Annotated in this window: 13 protein-coding genes; 7 read left to right on the plus strand and 6 right to left on the minus strand. The window is 66.3% G+C overall.

All coding sequences use genetic code 11. The features are described 5' to 3' along the window. Nucleotides 1-87: 87 nt before the first annotated feature. Nucleotides 88-1,461, minus strand: a complete 1,374-nt coding sequence (locus ACDH77_RS16330) for a dicarboxylate/amino acid:cation symporter (RefSeq protein WP_003483384.1) — start codon at nucleotides 1,459-1,461, stop codon at nucleotides 88-90. A 283-nt stretch (nucleotides 1,462-1,744) separates the two neighbouring features. Between ACDH77_RS16330 and ACDH77_RS16335 the strand changes: the two genes are divergently transcribed. The 4 genes from ACDH77_RS16335 to ACDH77_RS16350 all read left to right on the plus strand — a co-directional run bounded on the left by ACDH77_RS16335 (nucleotide 1,745) and on the right by ACDH77_RS16350 (nucleotide 8,328). Next, nucleotides 1,745-2,917 (plus strand): OprO/OprP family phosphate-selective porin, encoded by a 1,173-nt coding sequence (locus ACDH77_RS16335; protein WP_008573669.1) that lies wholly within the window; start codon nucleotides 1,745-1,747, stop codon nucleotides 2,915-2,917. 332 nt (nucleotides 2,918-3,249) lie between these two features. Beyond that, a complete protein-coding gene (locus ACDH77_RS16340) occupies nucleotides 3,250-5,895 on the plus strand; it encodes a PAS-domain containing protein (RefSeq protein WP_031424268.1) in 2,646 nt (881 codons plus the stop codon). A 307-nt stretch (nucleotides 5,896-6,202) separates the two neighbouring features. Beyond that, complete coding sequence (locus tag ACDH77_RS16345; RefSeq protein ID WP_014091012.1) at nucleotides 6,203-7,552, plus strand: MFS transporter; 1,350 nt, start codon at nucleotides 6,203-6,205, stop codon at nucleotides 7,550-7,552. After that, on the plus strand, nucleotides 7,549-8,328 hold the full coding sequence (locus tag ACDH77_RS16350) for a substrate-binding domain-containing protein (RefSeq protein ID WP_277572492.1): 780 nt from the start codon (nucleotides 7,549-7,551) through the stop codon (nucleotides 8,326-8,328). The genes ACDH77_RS16345 and ACDH77_RS16350 overlap by 4 nt, the downstream gene beginning before the upstream one ends. On the opposite strand, the gene ACDH77_RS16355 is transcribed toward ACDH77_RS16350, so the two are convergent. Next, nucleotides 8,320-9,222 (minus strand): LysR family transcriptional regulator, encoded by a 903-nt coding sequence (locus ACDH77_RS16355; RefSeq protein ID WP_005912048.1) that lies wholly within the window; start codon nucleotides 9,220-9,222, stop codon nucleotides 8,320-8,322. The two genes, ACDH77_RS16350 and ACDH77_RS16355, sit on opposite strands and share 9 nt — an antisense overlap. Nucleotides 9,223-9,471: 249 nt before the next feature. On the opposite strand from ACDH77_RS16355, the gene ACDH77_RS16360 reads away from it, so the two are divergent. The 3 genes from ACDH77_RS16360 to ACDH77_RS16370 are packed head-to-tail and all read left to right on the plus strand — an operon-like array spanning nucleotide 9,472 to nucleotide 11,484. Beyond that, on the plus strand, nucleotides 9,472-10,542 hold the full coding sequence (locus ACDH77_RS16360; protein WP_011348537.1) for an aldo/keto reductase: 1,071 nt from the start codon (nucleotides 9,472-9,474) through the stop codon (nucleotides 10,540-10,542). Nucleotides 10,543-10,558: 16 nt separating this feature from the next. Beyond that, nucleotides 10,559-11,104 carry a nuclear transport factor 2 family protein gene (locus ACDH77_RS16365; protein WP_372353553.1) on the plus strand — a complete coding sequence of 182 codons (546 nt, stop codon included), beginning with the start codon at nucleotides 10,559-10,561 and terminating at the stop codon, nucleotides 11,102-11,104. An 11-nt stretch (nucleotides 11,105-11,115) separates the two neighbouring features. Next, the gene (locus ACDH77_RS16370; protein WP_372353915.1) at nucleotides 11,116-11,484 is read left to right on the plus strand and encodes an Atu4866 domain-containing protein; all 369 of its coding nucleotides are present in this window, start codon (nucleotides 11,116-11,118) and stop codon (nucleotides 11,482-11,484) included. A gap of 224 nt (nucleotides 11,485-11,708) precedes the next feature. On the opposite strand, the gene ACDH77_RS16375 is transcribed toward ACDH77_RS16370, so the two are convergent. The 4 genes from ACDH77_RS16375 to ACDH77_RS16390 all read right to left on the minus strand — a co-directional run bounded on the left by ACDH77_RS16375 (nucleotide 11,709) and on the right by ACDH77_RS16390 (nucleotide 15,693). Next, nucleotides 11,709-12,347, minus strand: coding sequence for a response regulator (locus ACDH77_RS16375; RefSeq protein ID WP_003483405.1), 639 nt, complete (start codon nucleotides 12,345-12,347; stop codon nucleotides 11,709-11,711). A 211-nt stretch (nucleotides 12,348-12,558) separates the two neighbouring features. Further along, nucleotides 12,559-13,608 carry an ABC transporter substrate-binding protein gene (locus ACDH77_RS16380; RefSeq protein ID WP_218557032.1) on the minus strand — a complete coding sequence of 350 codons (1,050 nt, stop codon included), beginning with the start codon at nucleotides 13,606-13,608 and terminating at the stop codon, nucleotides 12,559-12,561. Further along, nucleotides 13,608-14,999, minus strand: coding sequence for a sensor histidine kinase (locus ACDH77_RS16385; protein ID WP_031424281.1), 1,392 nt, complete (start codon nucleotides 14,997-14,999; stop codon nucleotides 13,608-13,610). Before ACDH77_RS16385 ends, ACDH77_RS16380 begins: the two co-directional genes overlap by 1 nt. Continuing rightward, nucleotides 14,992-15,693 carry a response regulator transcription factor gene (locus tag ACDH77_RS16390; protein ID WP_005912054.1) on the minus strand — a complete coding sequence of 234 codons (702 nt, stop codon included), beginning with the start codon at nucleotides 15,691-15,693 and terminating at the stop codon, nucleotides 14,992-14,994. The genes ACDH77_RS16385 and ACDH77_RS16390 overlap by 8 nt, the downstream gene beginning before the upstream one ends. Between the last annotated feature and the right edge of the window lie 172 nt (nucleotides 15,694-15,865).

Consider the following 15,865-nt stretch of genomic DNA (forward strand, 5'->3'; position numbering starts at 1 on the left):
TGGGCGGCGCAGCCGGCGTGGAAGCCAAACAAGAACGGCCCTGCATCCCGTCGCTAACACCGACGGAAGACAGGGCCGTAGGAAGCATCAACGCAGGCTGGCAGGTGCCACGCCGGGTTGGCCGACCGGGGCCAGCAGCGGCGGTTCGCCGCCGTCCAGCACCAGCTTGAGCCGGTCGCGGTCCAGGGCGTTTTCCCAGCGCGAGACCACCACGGTGGCCACCGCGTTGCCGATGAAGTTGGTCAGCGAGCGGCATTCGCTCATGAAACGGTCCACGCCCAGAATCAGCGCCATGCCGGCCACCGGCACTTCAGGCACCACGGCCAGCGTGGCGGCCAGGGTGATGAAGCCGGCACCGGTGACGCCGGCCGCTCCCTTGGAGCTGAGCATCGCCACGGCCAGCAGTGCGATCTGGTGGCCCAGGGTCAGTTCGGTATTGGTGGCCTGGGCGATGAACAGCGCCGCCAGCGTCATGTAGATGTTGGTGCCGTCCAGATTGAACGAGTACCCGGTTGGCACCACCAGGCCCACCACCGACTTCTCGCAGCCGGCCTTTTCCATCTTCTCCATCAGCGACGGCAACGCCGACTCCGACGAGGACGTGCCCAGCACCAGCAGCAGCTCGGCCTTCAGGTAGCGGATCAGCTTGAGGACCGAAAACCCGCACAGCCGGCTCACCAGCCCCAGGATCACCAGCACGAACAGCAGGGATGTCAGATAAAACGAACCCACCAGCCAGGCCAGGTTGACCAGCGACTCCACGCCGTACTTGCCGATGGTGAAGGCGATGGCGCCAAAGGCACCGATCGGGGCGGCACGCATCAGGATGTGCACCAGCTTGAACACCGGGGCGATCAGCGCTTCCAGCAGGTTCAGCACCGGCTTGCCGCGCTCGCCCACCAGCGCCAGCGACACGCCGAACAGCACCGCCACGAACAGCACCTGCAGGATGTTCGGCCCGGTCAGCTTGCCGTTGACGACCTGATCGCCGGTGAACGCGCCGATCAGCGAGTTGGGGATGATGTCCATCAGGAAGCCGACCAGGGTCAGGTCATGCGACTTCTCGACGTAGCTCTTGACTGCACTCTGGTCCAGATCGGCCGGATTGATGTTCATGCCGGCGCCGGGCTGCACCACATGGGCAACCACCAGACCGACCACCAGGGCCAAGGTGGAAAAGAACAGGAAGTAGGCCATCGCCTTGCCGAACACCCGGCCCACCGTCTTGAGATGGGTCATGCCGGCGATGCCGGTGACGATGGTCAGGAAGATCACCGGGGCGATGATCATCTTCACCAGCTTGATGAACGCGTCGCCCAGCGGCTTGAGGCTTTCGGCGAAGGCGGGCTCGAAATGGCCCAGCAGGGCACCGAGAACGATCGCCACCACCACCTGAAAATACAGTTGGCGATAGAAGGGGACGGACGCCGGCAGGGGGCCGGCAGGCTTGCTGATGTGCATGACACCACTCCGAGAGACGAGAGAGGGTGCCGAGCAGGCACCCGTTGCACGCATTCTGGCCGCACGTCACAGCCCCGGCCGATAGCCCATTGGTACTACCCCGTGTCCAGCGGCTGAACGTGGGCTTACACTTCAGCCGCGCCGCCGCCGGCCGTTAATTCCGTTTAACGCAGACACCGTTTCTGTGCTGCCGTCGTCCGGACCCTGCGCGCTTGCTGAAGACATTCATTGCGACCGCCATGGCAGGACGCCCGGCCCCTTTTCATTGCCGAAGACCATACCTATGCGCCTCAATCTGCTTGTCCTGGCGTTGGCTGCTGCCATCGTCCCCGCCGCTGCCAATGCAGCCACCTCGATCGAAAACTGGCCGACCAAGTACACCTTCGGTGACGGCACCGAGCTTGGCCTGACCGGCAACTACGCCTACGACGACAACAACTTCTCCGGCGACGACCGCCTGGAAGACCGCAACGACTTCCGCCGCAAGGAATTCGGCGCCACCATCAAGAAGAAGGGCGTCTACGACGCCATGGTGTACTACGACTTCGAGTCCAAGCTGTGGCTGGACGTGTTCTACCGGTTCGAGACCAAGGCCCTGTTCGGCCAGGATTACGGCCGCGTGCGCCTGGGCTACATGAAGGTGCCGGTGGGCCTGGAAGCGGTGCAGAGCTCGCGTGCGGGCAGCTTCATGGAACTGGGCCTGCCGATCCAGGCGGTGTTCCAGGGGCGCCGTACCGGCGCGGAATGGACGCTGGAACGTCAGCAGTACCTGCTGCAGGCCGGCGCGTACGGCGGCAAGGATCTGCAGGGCGACAACCCGGGCACCACCCAGGCCGTGCACGCGGCATGGACCCCGATGAAGGCCGAAGGCGACGTGCTGCACCTGGGCATCGCCGGCTCGATCGAAAACCCGCGCGGTTACAGCGACGGCCGCGGCGTGTCGTTCAGCCCGCGTGTGCGCCTGCGTGCGCGCCCGGAAGCCGGCCTGACCGATGTGCGCCTGATCGATACCGGCACCATCCTCGATGTGGACCATGTGATCCGCACCGGCCTGGAAGCGGTCTGGATCCACGGCCCGTTCTCGCTGCAGAGCGAAGCCCTGCGTGCCGAAGTGGCGCGCAACGCGAACCAGCCGCACTTCATCGCCCAGGGCCAGTACGTCTACGGCACCTGGACGCTGACCGGCGAATCGCGCAGCTATGCCGGCGGCGTGCCGGGCAACATCAAGCCGTCGCACGACTACGGCGCGGTCGAGCTGACCGCCCGCTACAGCCGCCTGAACCTGGAAGACAACAATGTGCATGGCGGCCGTCAGCACGACACCACCATCGGCGCCAACTGGTACCTCACCAGCCACTTCAAGTTCCAGGCCAACTACAGCTGGGTGGATTCCTCGCGCAATGGCGTGCATGAAACCCCGCACGTGATGGAACTGCGTGCGCAGGTGCAGTTCTAAGCTGCACTGAGCAAAAGCAGTCATGGCCGCGCGCCGGTTCGCCGACGCGCCGCCGGAACCGCACCGCCACAGGCATTCGACACGGCCGCATCCATCCCGGGTGCGGCCGTTGTCGTATTCGGCGCTTGCTCAGCGTGCGATCAGAGCGGCTGACACAGATCGCGAGCAGCGGCCAGGCACCTGCGGGCCGAGCGCCCGGAACCGTCGTCGACGCGTAGCACATGCGGCACCAGCGCCGGCTGCGTCTGTCTGGAGGTGAGCGCAACCGTTTCTTGTTGGCCGTTACGCGCTGATGGCTACGCGAGCCGGCAGCAGACCGCATACTTGCGCCCATGTACGCATCGCAACGCCGTCGCCTGCTGCTCACCTTGTCCATCGTGCTGGGCGGGATGGTGGTGGCCATGGTGGCGGCCGGGCACTTCGTCGAACAGAGCGCGCTGCACGATGAAAGCGCCACCGTGCGCCGCCAGCTGCGGCTCTACGCGCAGGCGCTGCAGCAGCGCGTGGACCGCTATCGCACGTTGCCGCAGATTCTGGCGCTGGACCCGGAGTTGCGCGCGGCCGTGTCCGGCCCGCTGTCGCCGGCACAGGTGGATGCGCTCAACCGCAAGCTCGAACGCGCCAACAATGTCACGCAGTCGTCCACGCTGACCTTGATCAACCATGACGGCGTGGCACTGGCCGCCAGCAACTGGCGGGCGCCACGGAGCAACGTGGGCGTGGATTACGCCTTCCGTCCGTATTACCAGCAGGCGCTGGCCACCGGCAGCGGCAGCTTCTACGGCATCGGCATGACCACCAGCGAGCCAGGCTACTTCCTGTCGCAGGCCATTGTCGATGGCGCCGGCCGGGTGCAGGGCGTGGTGGTGATCAAGATCGCGCTGGCTGCGCTGGAGCGCGAGTGGCTGCAGACCCCGGATATCGTGCTGGCGTCGGACGCGCACGATGTGGTGTTTCTGGCCAGCCAGCCGGAGTGGCGCTACCGCGTGCTGGCCCCGCTCAGCGACCGCGATCGCCGCGAACTGCAGAGCACCCGCCAGTACGCCGACCAGGAATTGCTGCCGCTGCGGCGCCGGCTGATCGAGCAGACCGGGTACGGCGGCGTGCTGGCCGACGTGCGCGACCCGCCGCTCGGTGCGCAGGTGCTGTGGCAGACCCTGGAAGTGCCCGAAAGCGGCTGGCGCCTGCATCTGCTGCACGACACCCGCGCCAGCGCCGCTGCCGGCCGCGCCGCGGCGATTGCCGCCGCCGGCGCGTGGCTGGCCTTGGCACTGCTGTGGTTGTTCGTGCAGCAACGGCGGCGGCTGTCGGCGCTACGCCAGCGCAGCCGGCACGAACTGGAAACCTTGCTGCAGCAACACGCCGAAGAACTGCGCACGGCCCAGGACGGCGTGGTGACCGCCGCGCAGCAGGCCAATGCCGGCCTGAGCCGCAGCCTGGAACATCTGCCGCAAGGCGTGGTGGTGATCGACGAGGCGCTCAACCTGGTGGCGTGGAATTCGCGCTATGTGGAGCTGTTCCGGTTCCCGCCGGAACTGCTCAAGATCGGCCGCCCGATCGAAGACCTGTTCCGCTTCAATGCACGCCGCGGCCTGCTGGGGCCGGGGCCGATCGAGGCGGCGATCGAGCGGCGCCTGAATCATTTGCGCAGCGGCAAGCCGCATATGCGCGAGAGCGAAAAAGAAGACGGCACCGTGCTGGAAATCCGCGGCAATCCGCTGCCCGATGGCGGCTTTGTCACCAGTTACGCCGACATCACCAGCTACAAGAACGCCGCACGCGAACTGCGTTCGCTGGCCGACGCGCTGGAACACCGCGTGGCCGAGCGCACCCGCGACCTGGCGGCGGCCAAGCGCGAAGCCGAAAGCGCCAACCGCTACAAGACCCGCTTCGTCGCCTCGGCGGTGCACGACCTGCTGCAGCCCCTCAACGCCGCGCGCATGTTCGTCTCGGTGCTGCGCGGGCAAGTGCGTGAGGCTGGCAGCGCACGCGTGGTCGACAACATCGACGGTGCACTGGCTGCGCAGGACGCCATCCTCAACAGCCTGCTCGACATCTCGCGCCTGGAAGCGGGCAGCCTGAAGACCCAGGTGCGCGACTTTGCGCTTGCGCCCTTGCTGGACACCCTGGCGCGCGACTTCGGCATCCTGGCCGAAGACCGCGGGTTGGTGCTGGAATCGGTGCCGACCTCGGCGGTGGTATTGAGCGATGAAAACCTGCTGCGCCGCATCCTGCAGAACTTTCTGTCCAACGCCATCCGCTACACGCCGCGCGGGCGCGTGCTGATCGGCTGCCGTCGCCGTGGCGGCTGGCTGCGTATCGAAGTGCACGACCAGGGCCCCGGCATCCCCGACGCCTTGCAACACGAAATCTTCGAAGAATTCCGCCGCCTGGACGACGGCGTGGCCAACGATCGCGGCGCAGGCCTGGGCCTGGCCATCGTCGAGCGCATCGGCCGTCTGCTCGGACATCGCATCGGGCTGCGTTCCACCCTGGGCGCCGGCAGCGTGTTTTCGGTGACTGTCCCGCTGGGCGATCGCACCGCCATCGCTCGGCAACTGCCAGCGGCGGCCAGCACTGCCGAACACGGCAACGACCCCATCCTGCACGGCTGCCGGGTATGGTGCGTGGACGATGAGCCATTGGTGTGCGAAGCCACCCGCACGCTGCTGGAACGCTGGGAATGCCGCGTGGATTTCGCCGGCGGCCCGGATGAGGCATTGAGCGCTGCCAATGCCGAGGAGGTGCCGGAACTGCTGCTGCTGGATGTGCGCATGGGCGCACACCACGGCCCCATGCTGCTGTCGCAGTTGGTGGAACGCTGGCAACGCGAGCCACGGGTGATCCTGGTCACCGCAGAACCCGACCCTGTCCTGCGCGAGCATGCGCTGGATCTGGGTTGGGGATTTTTGTCCAAACCGGTCCGCCCGCCTGCCTTGCGTGCGCTGGTGACGCAGATGTTGATGCGGCGCGGGTAGCGCGCTGCCAGCGCTGCCTGCTTGCTCTCATGCGCCCAAGACCGGCAGCGCACGCACCGATCTAGTCGGCGCATCGGCAGGCCGCCAGCGCACCTGCGGCGACGGCATGGACGGATCGACCTTCAGGTCAGGCGGCAACGCCAGCGGCCGCTGGCGAATGCGGCATGCGCATCGTGGCGAGGTCACTGCGCGTCGCGTACTGCAGCCGCGCGGGCCGATGTTCAACGCGCATCAATCGATGAGAAAGCAGCAATTATCAACATCGACCATCTGGACCAGAATCGAGTGCCTCAGGTGTCAGACGTCCATGCATACCTATCGTGGAGGGCGATTTATGCACAGTTCCAGCGGTGAGGCAACGCAACAGTCCAAACTCGGGATGGTGCTGAGGGTGACCTCGGGCAACTTCCTCGAGCAGTTCGACTTCTTCCTGTTCGGTTTTTACGCAACGCAGATCGCCGCGGCCTTCTTCCCGGCGAGCAACGAATTCGCGTCCCTGATGATGACCTTCGCCGTGTTTGGTGCGGGCTTTCTGATGCGGCCGCTGGGTGCGGTGATCCTGGGTGCCTACATCGACGATGTCGGGCGCCGCAAAGGCCTGATCGTCACCTTGGCGATCATGGCCAGCGGTACCGTGCTGATCGTGCTGGTGCCAGGCTACGCCAGCATTGGCTTGTGGGCCCCGGCCCTGGTGCTGCTCGGGCGCTTGCTGCAGGGCTTTTCGGCCGGCGCGGAAATGGGCGGCGTGTCGGTGTATCTAGCCGAGATGGCGACACCGGGCCGGCGCGGCTTCTATGCCAGTTGGCAATCGGCCAGCCAGCAGCTTGCCATCGTCGCGGCAGCCGCGATCGGGTTTGCGCTCAACCAGCTGATGGCGCCGCAGGATCTGGCGCAATGGGGCTGGCGGATTCCGTTCGGCATCGGTTGCGTCATCATCCCTTTCATCTTCTTGCTGCGGCGAAGCCTGGAGGAGACTGCCGAATTTGCGCAGCGCCGGCAGCCGGTCACGATGAAGCAGGTGATGCGCGGGCTGGCGAACAATGCCGGCATCGTGATTGCCGGCGGCTTGATGGTCGCGCTGACGACGACCGCGTTCTATCTGATCACCGTGTACGCACCGACGTTCGGCAAGACCGTGCTCAAACTCAGCACCGGCGATGCATTGATCGTGACGCTGCTGGTGGGCGTGTCCAATTTCATTTGGCTCCCCATCGGCGGCGCACTCAGCGACCGCTTCGGCCGCAAGCCGCTGCTGGTGACCATGGCGGTGGTGTGCATCGCGACGGCCTATCCGGTGCTCGCGTTGCTTGCGGCCGCACCGAGCTTTACGCATATGTTGCAGGCGCTGCTGTGGCTGTCCTTCATCTATGGCCTCTACAACGGCGCCATGATCCCGGCGCTCACCGAACGGATGCCGGCGCATGTGCGGGTTGCGGGATTCTCGCTCGCCTACAGCCTGGCAACCGCCGTGTTTGGCGGTTTTACGCCGGTGATCTCCACCTGGCTGATCCATGTCACCGGCGACAAGGCGGCGCCCGGCTATTGGCTGGTCTTCGCGTCGGCGTGCGCGCTGGGGGCCACGCTGTTTCTGTATCGCCGCCAAGGCAATCCAGCGACGGCGACCGGCCTGGATGCTGCGGCAGGAGCGACGAAATGATGCGGAGCAGGTGGAAAAAATGGTTGGCTGCGATCGTTGCAACGGTTTTGCTGTCCACAGCGGCGGGCGCACAGGAGTTGACCGTGATGACCTCCGGCGGTTTCACGGCCGCCTTCGATCGCCTGGCGCCGCAATACAGCAAGCAGACCGGGGTGAAGGTCACCACCCTGCTCGGTCCTTCGATGGGCGAAACGCCACAAGCCATTCCCAACCGGCTTGCACGCGGTGAGCATGCCGATGTGGTGATCATGGTCGGCAGCGCGCTGCAGAAGCTGATCGACACAGGCGTGGTCGACCCGGCATCGCGGGTGGAACTGGCCGATTCCAGGATCGGCATGGTGGTGCGCAGCGGTGCACCCAAACCCAAGATCGACAGCGTCGAGCACTTCAAACAGACGCTGCTGCACGCCGATTCGGTGGCCTATTCCGACAGCGCCAGCGGCGTCTACATCGAAACCACGCTGTTCAAAAAGTTGCAGATCGAAGGCCCGATGATGGCCAAGAGCAAGAAGATTCCGCGCATCCCGGTGGGCACGGTGGTGGCCGATGGCAGCTATCAGCTCGGCTTTCAGCAGGTGGCCGAGCTGCTTCCGGTGGCAGGCGTGGAGTTTGTCGGCAAGATCCCCGAACCGCTGCAGTCGATCACGCGCTATGCGGCGGGCGTTCCGGTCAACGCGGAGCATCCCGAGGCGGCCAAGCGCCTGCTTGCGTACCTGCAGTCGGGTAATGCGCAGGCGGTGGCGCGCGCGACCGGCCTGGACCCGGTGTCACCCTGAACGTGCGGGCATCCGTCGCACCAGTTCCGCCAGTTCCAGCGCGGTCGGTGTCAGCGTGCGTCCGCGACGTTTCAGCAGCCCCACGTTGCGCGACACCTCCGGTTCGACCAGCGGCACCGCCGCCAGCACCGGATGCGGGCCGGACGGCATGGCAATCGACGGCACGGCGGCAATACCGACGCCGGCCTCCACCAACCCCAGCAACGTGGTGACATGCCGGGTCTCGCAGATGCTCGGCTTGTCCGGCGTGAATGCAGCCAGCGCCCGATCCAGCACCAGCCGGTTGCCCGATGTCTTGTCCAGCGTGATGTAGTCGTAACCGTAGGCCTCCTGCCAGCTGACCTGTGCGCGCCCGGACAGCGGATGGTCCTGGCGGCAGGCAATCACATAGCGCTCCTGCAACAACGGTTCGAACTCCACCTCCGGCGCCAGGTTGCCGCTGAAGCTGACCCCGAAATCCGCTTCGCCGGAGGCCACTGCCGCACTGACATGACTGGCGCTGCCGTCGAACAGCCGGATGCGGATCTTGGGAAACAACTGATGCAGCCCGTGGATCGCCTGCGGCATGAAGTAGTACGCCGCAGACGGCACGCAGGCCACGGTCACCGTGCCCATCCTGCTGGACCCTGCATCGCCGATGCTCATCAGCGCCATGTCCAGATCGTCGAGCATGCGCTCGACCTGCGGCATGAACGCCTGGCCGACGGTGGTGAGCGTGACCTTGCGCGTGGTGCGCTCGAACAGTTTGACGTTCAACGCCGACTCGAGCTTGTCGATCCTGCGGCTGAGTGCCGGTTGCGTGATGCGGATGCGTTCGGCAGCGCGGCGAAAGCTGCCGTTTTCGGCAACCGCACGGAATGCCTGCAGATCGTTGAGGTCGAATTTGATGGTCACGGTGCCGCGGCTTCAGTGTTCGATGGCGGTCGCCATAGCATAGACGCTTGCCTGCGTTGCTGCGTCTGACGCCAAGAGAGCCGCTGCATTCGGGCGCAGTGCATGCATCGGCAGGGGAACAGCCATGACTGGCCGCGGCCATTCGGACGATCAGGCAAGGATGCCGGATAACCAGGCTCACGCTCGCCCCCCGCGCCGCGGCACAGTGGCTGGCAACACGCACCACGTCGCTACCGGGAGACATCACGCATGCATCAGCCACGCTCACTGGACCACTACCGCCTGCTCGGCCGCTCCGGCCTGCGCGTCTCGCCCCTGTCGCTGGGCACCATGACCTTCGGCGAAGCCTGGGGCTGGGGCGCAGATGCAGGCGAAGCCAAACGCATCTTCGACGCCTATGCCGACCGCGGCGGCAACTTCATCGACACCGCAGTGAACTACACCAACGGCGGCTCCGAACGCATCCTCGGCGAGTTGATCAAGGACCGACGCGAACGCTTCGTGCTGGCCACCAAATTCACCATGGCGCGCGATGCGGACAACATCAATTCCGGCGGCAATCATCGCCTGAACCTGATTCGCTCGGTTGAAACCAGCCTGCGCCAACTTGCCACCGACCGGATCGACCTGCTGTACCTGCACGCCTGGGACTTCACCACCGCACCGGACGAGGTGATGCGCGGGCTGGAGCATCTGGTGCAATCGGGCAAGGTGCTTTATCTGGGCATCTGCAATACGCCGGCCTGGCGCGTGGCGCAATTGCAGACCCTGGCCGACCTGCGCGGCTGGTCGCCGTTGGTGGCGCTGCAGATCGAGTACAGCCTGGTCGAACGCAGCGTCGAACACGAGCTGCTGCCGATGGCGCGCGAACTCGGCCTGGGCGTGTTGCCGTGGTCGCCGCTGGGCGGTGGCATCCTCACCGGCAAATACAGCCGCGCCGATCTGACCGACGACAATGCGGCAGAGGTGTCGAGCAGCCGCAAGGGCGTGATCGCCTCGACCGGGCATCTCAATGCACGCGCGCTGGAGATCGCCGATGTGGTCGGTGCGGTCGCCGATGAACTGGGCGCATCGCGCTCGCAGGTGGCGCTGGCCTGGACCTTGCGCAACCCGGCCGTCGTGTCGCCGGTGATGGGCGCACGCACCTTGCAGCAGGCCGAAGACAACTTCGGCGCGCTGGAGATCGTGCTCAGCGACGCGCATGTCGCGCGCCTGGACGCGGTCAGCGCAGTGCCGCCGATCTTTCCCGAACGCTTCATCGGCAGGCCGATGGCGCAGCAGTTGATCTACGGCACCCATCACGTGCAGCTGCGCACCTAACCACCACGGAGCAGCCATGACCAGACTCCCAACCATCACGTCAGCAGCGCTGCTTGTCGCCGCAACGTTCGCAGGCAATGCCGGCGCCACATCCAAGGATGCTGCATCCACAGACACCTGCGCAGAGCAACTCGTGCCCATCTGCAACAAGCGCATCGTCGAAGCGGCCTTTGCGCAGTGGCGAAACGGGGGCAGCGGTATCTTCGAGACGCTGCTGTCGCCCGAGGTGGTGTGGACCATCGAAGGCTCCGGTCCGAGCGCCGGCACCTTGCGTGGTCGCGAGGTGTTGGTCGACGCCGCGGTGCGTCCGCTGAGCGAGCGCCTGGCCTCGCCACTGCGGCCCGTGCAGCAACGCATCTGGGCCGATGGCGAGCACGTCATCGTGCAGTGGGAAGGCGTGGCCACGCTGCGCGATGGCGGCAGCTATCGCAATCGCTACGCATGGATCATGCGGATGGCCGGTGGCAAGGCGGTCGAGGTCAACGCGTTCCTGGACCTGCCCGCCTACGACGCCGTGCTGCAGCGCGGTCGCAGCCAAATGCAACGCAGGGCCAGCCCATGAGCGACAGGCCGATGAAAGCCGCCATCGCGGTGGCGCTGGGCGCCGGCTCGGCGCTCGCCTGCCCGTTCGCGGCAGCTGCGCAACCGCCCACGGCACCCGCCACGATCGCGACCCAGCAACCAGGACATCCGATGCACGCACACCCCTATCTCGGCATGTGGGTCACCGGCGACGGACGGATCCGGCAGGAACTCCTGCCGAACGGCCGCTACGACGAGGCCCGCGGCACGCGCCAAAGCGCCTACCAGGGCCGTTACGAAATCACCGGCACTCACATCGAATACTGGGACGACACCGGCTTCACCGCCGATGGCCGCTTCGTCACCGACGACGAGCTGCATCATGGCGGCATGGTGTTCTATCGGCAGCCGCCGGCCTAGAGCCAATAGACACTGCGGCAGTCGCCATGCGGCTGGTGCTCGCTGCCGCATGTAGCTGTGCGTGCACTGAGGGTCTGAGTACGCAGTCCATGCTCACCTGACGACTGCGCGCTGCGTTTTGCCAGCCGCTCTTGATGCGCAGGCGCAATGCCTGCATGCGTTCTGCGGGATGTGTCATGTGGGCTGCAGACGGCAATGCGCGGCCACCCGTTGCGCAGGCTAGCTCAGCCCTCGCCTTCCGGCTCCAGCGCCTTGACCAACACCGCGGCCTGGGTGCGGCTGTAGCAGTCGAGCTTTTTCAGGATCGCGGTGACATGCACCTTGACGGTGTTCTCGGCCAGGCCCAGTTCGTGCGCGATCTGCTTGTTGAGCAGGCCATCGGCCAGGCTCAGCAGCACACGGAACTGTTGTGGCGTGAGCTGGGCGAGTTTGGAAGCCAGTTGTGCGTCGGCCTCCGAACGCTCGGCGGTCATCGGCGGGAACCAGGTGCCGCCTTCCAGCACGCTGGCCACCGCGGTGCCGATCGATTCGGCCGGCGTGGATTTGGGAATGAACCCGGCCGCGCCGAACTGCTGCGCACGCCGGATCACACGCGGATGATCGTTGGAGGAGATCACCACCACCGGAATGTCCGGGTGTTCGCCACGCACGTGCAACAACGCCGAAAAACCGCGTGCACCGGGCATGGCCAGATCCAGCAACACCAGCTCGGCCTGCGGATGCGAACGCAGCATGGCACTCAGGGTGGCAGCGCTGGAGGCTTCCACCACGTTGGCCTGCGGCAGGGTCTGCTGCAGCACGTGGATGACGGCGGCGCGGAACAGCGGGTGGTCGTCGGCGACGAGAATGGTGAGATCAGCCATACGCCAAGTCTGGCACAGGGCCGCCGCCGATGCCTTGCACTAGAGCGTGTCATGTACGTTGAGGTGAGTGCGAAGCGGAGGGTTGGCCGTCAGCGGCACGGAGCGGGTGCTGCGTGGCGCCGGCTTGGCTGGCGCGCCAAGACAAGCCAAGCGGTGGCCGCTCCACACCGCTGACGGCCAATGCATCTCATCTCAACGTGCATCACACGCTCTAACGCGGCGGCTGCGTGCTCGCCCGCCAGGCGTCCAGGAACTGGCGGCGTTTGAGCTTGTCCAGATACACCAGCAGACCGGGGCCGAGCGGGATCGGGCGGAACGGTGGCTGCGCCGAACCGCCGCGGCCACCGGCGGCCGGCAGGATCGGCATCAGCCGCGCCTCGCGCGACAGCACCTGCTGGCCGCGCGGCGAAAGCAGGTAGTCCAGAAACCGGCGCGCCTCCGGCGCATGCGGCGCCGTCTTGGGGATCACCGCCGTGCGCAGCGCCACCAGCGTGTAGTCCTGCGGCTGCACGATGCCCAGCGGCGCGCCCGCATCGATGCGGGCCTGCGCGTAGGAGCCAAGCACGTTGTAGGCCAGCAGGAGCTCGCCACGGCTGACCCGGTCGAGCAGGCTGCCGGTGCGCTCCTCCAACACCACCCGGTTGGCCCCCAGCGCCGCGAGCAGCGCGCCGGCGATACTGCCCACCTGGCCGTCCTGGGTAGCGAACAGATACCCCACGCCGCTGCGTTCGACATCGTAGGTGCCGACCTTGCCGCGCAGCGGTGCATCGGGCGCGCGCAACAACGCCAGCAACTGCCGGCGCGTGCGCGGCACGCGGGCGGCATCCAGCTTGCGCGTGTTGTAGACGATGGCCACCGGCTCGTAGCTGATGCCGAACACTTCATGGCGCCATTGCGCCCATGCCGGCAAGGCTTCGGTCTGTGCGGAGCGATGCGCCAACGCGTGGCCGTCGTTCACCAGTTTGGTCTGCAGATCCATGCTGGCGCTGATCAGCATGTCTGCAGCAGGTGCGCCATGACTTGGGTGCAGATAACGGTCATAGATGTCCCAGGCAATCACGTCTTCGTAGATCACCTCGGTGCCCGGATGCAGCCGCTGGTAATCCCGGATGACTGCGCCGAACACTTCCAGGTCGGTGGAGCCCTGCACGCGCAGCTGCACACGCACCGGGCCCTGTGTAGGAAAGCGCCGCACATCGCCGGGCGCCGCGCAGGCCAGGCCATGGACCAGCAGCAACAGCAGCATCCACATCGCCCGCATCACGCGTCTCCTCCGGGAAAATGCAGCGAGGCGATCAAGCCGCCACCGATGCGGTTGGACAGATCGATGCGCCCACCATGCGCTTCCACCACGCGCTTGACGATGGCCAACCCCAGCCCGGCGCCACCGGCCGGCGCATCCGCCCCCCGCACGAAACGCTCGAACACACGCTCGGCTTCGGCCGCCGGAATGCCCGGGCCATGATCGGCAATGGTCAGCACGTGGTGGTTGCCGTCGCTGGTGAGCGCCACCTGCAGCGGGGCACCGGCACCGGCACCGTATTTGCAGGCGTTGTCGATCAGGTTTTTCAGCGCCTCGCGGAGCAGCAAGGCATCGCCGCGCAGCAGCGCCGGTTTCGGGTCGATCGCCAGCTGCACGCGCGGTGCGCCTGGGCTGCGCGGCAGCGCTTCGTGCAGGGCCTGATGCAGTACATCGGCCAGATCCACGGTGGCAAAGCGCTGCAGGTTGGCACGGTGGATCACGCTGGCATCGCTGAGCAACTGATTGAGCAGCCGGCTCATATGGCTGGCGTTGCGCTCGATCGCCACCAGGCTGCGTTGCATCTCGTGCGGGTCATCGTCGTCCATCGCCAGCTGCGCCTGCGCGCGCAAGGCTGCCAGCGGTGTGCGCATCTGGTGCGCGGCTTCGGCCATGAAGGCGCGCAGGGTTTCGTTGCTGGACGATAGCCGCGCCATGAACCGGTTGAGCGCGGTCACCATCAACTGCATTTCCTGCGGCGCCGGCACGTTCAGCGGCTTGAGGTCGGAGGATTCGCGCCGCGACAGATCGCGCTCGATGCGCTGCAGCGGCCGCAACGCGCGGTAGACACCCAGCCACACCAGGCCCAGCGCCAGCAGCGACAGCACGCCGATCGCCACCAAGGCGTTGAGCACCACATCGCGCGCCACCGCATCGCGTGCGCGCCGGGTCTGGCCCACCTGCACGCGCACCTCGCCCTGCCCCGAGGCCGACGCCACCCGATGCATCACCACCGCAAAGCGCACCGGCTCGCCGCTGTACTGCGCATCGAACAGCAGCGGCCGCTCGTCGCGGGGCGCACGCGGCGGCGGCGGCAGCGTGTCTTCGCCGGTAATGGTGCGGCCCTGCGCATCGAACACGCGATAGAACACGCGGTCTTCCGGCGCCATGCCGAGCAGATCCAGCGAGGCATACGGCAGATCCACCTGCCAGTCGCCGCCGACCAAGGCCACACTGTCGATGATCGACAGCGCCGAGGACACCAGCAGGTGATCGTAGGACCGATTGGCCGCCCGCTCGCCGTAATCGCGTGCGGCAAAGAACAGCACCACTGCACCCAGCAGCGACAGGCTGCCCAGGTACAGCAGCAAGGTGCGCCGGATCGACGGTGCCACCACCAGCGGCTCAGCCATCGGCGCCCGGCTCCACCGGCGCATGCGGGTCGGCTTCTTCGAGTTTGTAACCGGCACCGCGCACGGTGACGATACGCAACGGCGCGGCGGCCAGCTTGCGCCGCAGCCGGCCGACATACAGCTCGATCGCATTGGGGCCGGCGTCGTCGTCGAAGCCGAACAAGCCGTTGCCGATCTCGTCCTTGCCAACCACCTGTCCGAGCCGTCCGATCAGGATCTCGAACAGGCGATATTCGCGATTGGGCAACTCGATCGGCACGCCATCCAGCAGCAGCGTGTGCGCGGCATTGTCGAAGACGAATCCGCCGATCTGCACCACCTCGCTGGCCTGCCCCCGGTTACGCCGCAGCAACACGCGGCAACGCGCTTCGAACTCACGAAAGTCGAACGGCTTGCCCAGGTAATCGTCCGCACCGACATCCAGTGCCTGCACGCGGTCTTCGATGCCATCGCGCGCAGTCAGCATCAGCACCGGCGTGGTATCGCCCCGCTCGCGCATGCCGGCCAGCACCCGCAGCCCATCGAGTTTGGGCAGACCGATGTCCAGCACCACCAGATCGAAGCTCTGATACCGCAGCACGCTGGCCGCCGCCAACCCATCGGCCTGCCAATCCACCGCATGCCCGCTACGGCGCATACGCCGCACGATGGCATCGGCGAGATCGGCATTGTCTTCGACTAGCAGAAGGCGCATGGGGCAGGGATTCGTGAATAGGGATTGGGGATTCGGAACAGCGGTTGGTCGCGGCCGGAAGGTAACAGGCCACGCGTACAAAAGCTCGCCGCTGTTGCAACTCTGCTTTTGCGAATCCCAAATCCCGACTCCCCAATCCCCGCCCCCAAACGACAGGTCCATGACAGCTTCG

The organism is Xanthomonas axonopodis pv. maculifoliigardeniae (genome assembly GCF_041519315.1).
Classification (GTDB): domain Bacteria; phylum Pseudomonadota; class Gammaproteobacteria; order Xanthomonadales; family Xanthomonadaceae; genus Xanthomonas; species Xanthomonas euvesicatoria.

What these genes read in the sequence shown, in the direction of transcription:
- ACDH77_RS16330 (WP_003483384.1), bottom strand. Translation starts at nt 1,461, where the DNA reads ATGCACATCAGCAAGCCTGCCGGCCCCCTGCCGGCGTCCGTCCCCTTC.
- ACDH77_RS16335 (WP_008573669.1), top strand. Translation starts at nt 1,745, where the DNA reads ATGCGCCTCAATCTGCTTGTCCTGGCGTTGGCTGCTGCCATCGTCCCC.
- ACDH77_RS16340 (WP_031424268.1), top strand. Translation starts at nt 3,250, where the DNA reads ATGTACGCATCGCAACGCCGTCGCCTGCTGCTCACCTTGTCCATCGTG.
- ACDH77_RS16345 (WP_014091012.1), top strand. Translation starts at nt 6,203, where the DNA reads ATGCATACCTATCGTGGAGGGCGATTTATGCACAGTTCCAGCGGTGAG.
- ACDH77_RS16350 (WP_277572492.1), top strand. Translation starts at nt 7,549, where the DNA reads ATGATGCGGAGCAGGTGGAAAAAATGGTTGGCTGCGATCGTTGCAACG.
- ACDH77_RS16360 (WP_011348537.1), top strand. Translation starts at nt 9,472, where the DNA reads ATGCATCAGCCACGCTCACTGGACCACTACCGCCTGCTCGGCCGCTCC.
- ACDH77_RS16365 (WP_372353553.1), top strand. Translation starts at nt 10,559, where the DNA reads ATGACCAGACTCCCAACCATCACGTCAGCAGCGCTGCTTGTCGCCGCA.
- ACDH77_RS16370 (WP_372353915.1), top strand. Translation starts at nt 11,116, where the DNA reads ATGAAAGCCGCCATCGCGGTGGCGCTGGGCGCCGGCTCGGCGCTCGCC.
- ACDH77_RS16375 (WP_003483405.1), bottom strand. Translation starts at nt 12,347, where the DNA reads ATGGCTGATCTCACCATTCTCGTCGCCGACGACCACCCGCTGTTCCGC.
- ACDH77_RS16380 (WP_218557032.1), bottom strand. Translation starts at nt 13,608, where the DNA reads ATGCGGGCGATGTGGATGCTGCTGTTGCTGCTGGTCCATGGCCTGGCC.
- ACDH77_RS16385 (WP_031424281.1), bottom strand. Translation starts at nt 14,999, where the DNA reads ATGGCTGAGCCGCTGGTGGTGGCACCGTCGATCCGGCGCACCTTGCTG.
- ACDH77_RS16390 (WP_005912054.1), bottom strand. Translation starts at nt 15,693, where the DNA reads ATGCGCCTTCTGCTAGTCGAAGACAATGCCGATCTCGCCGATGCCATC.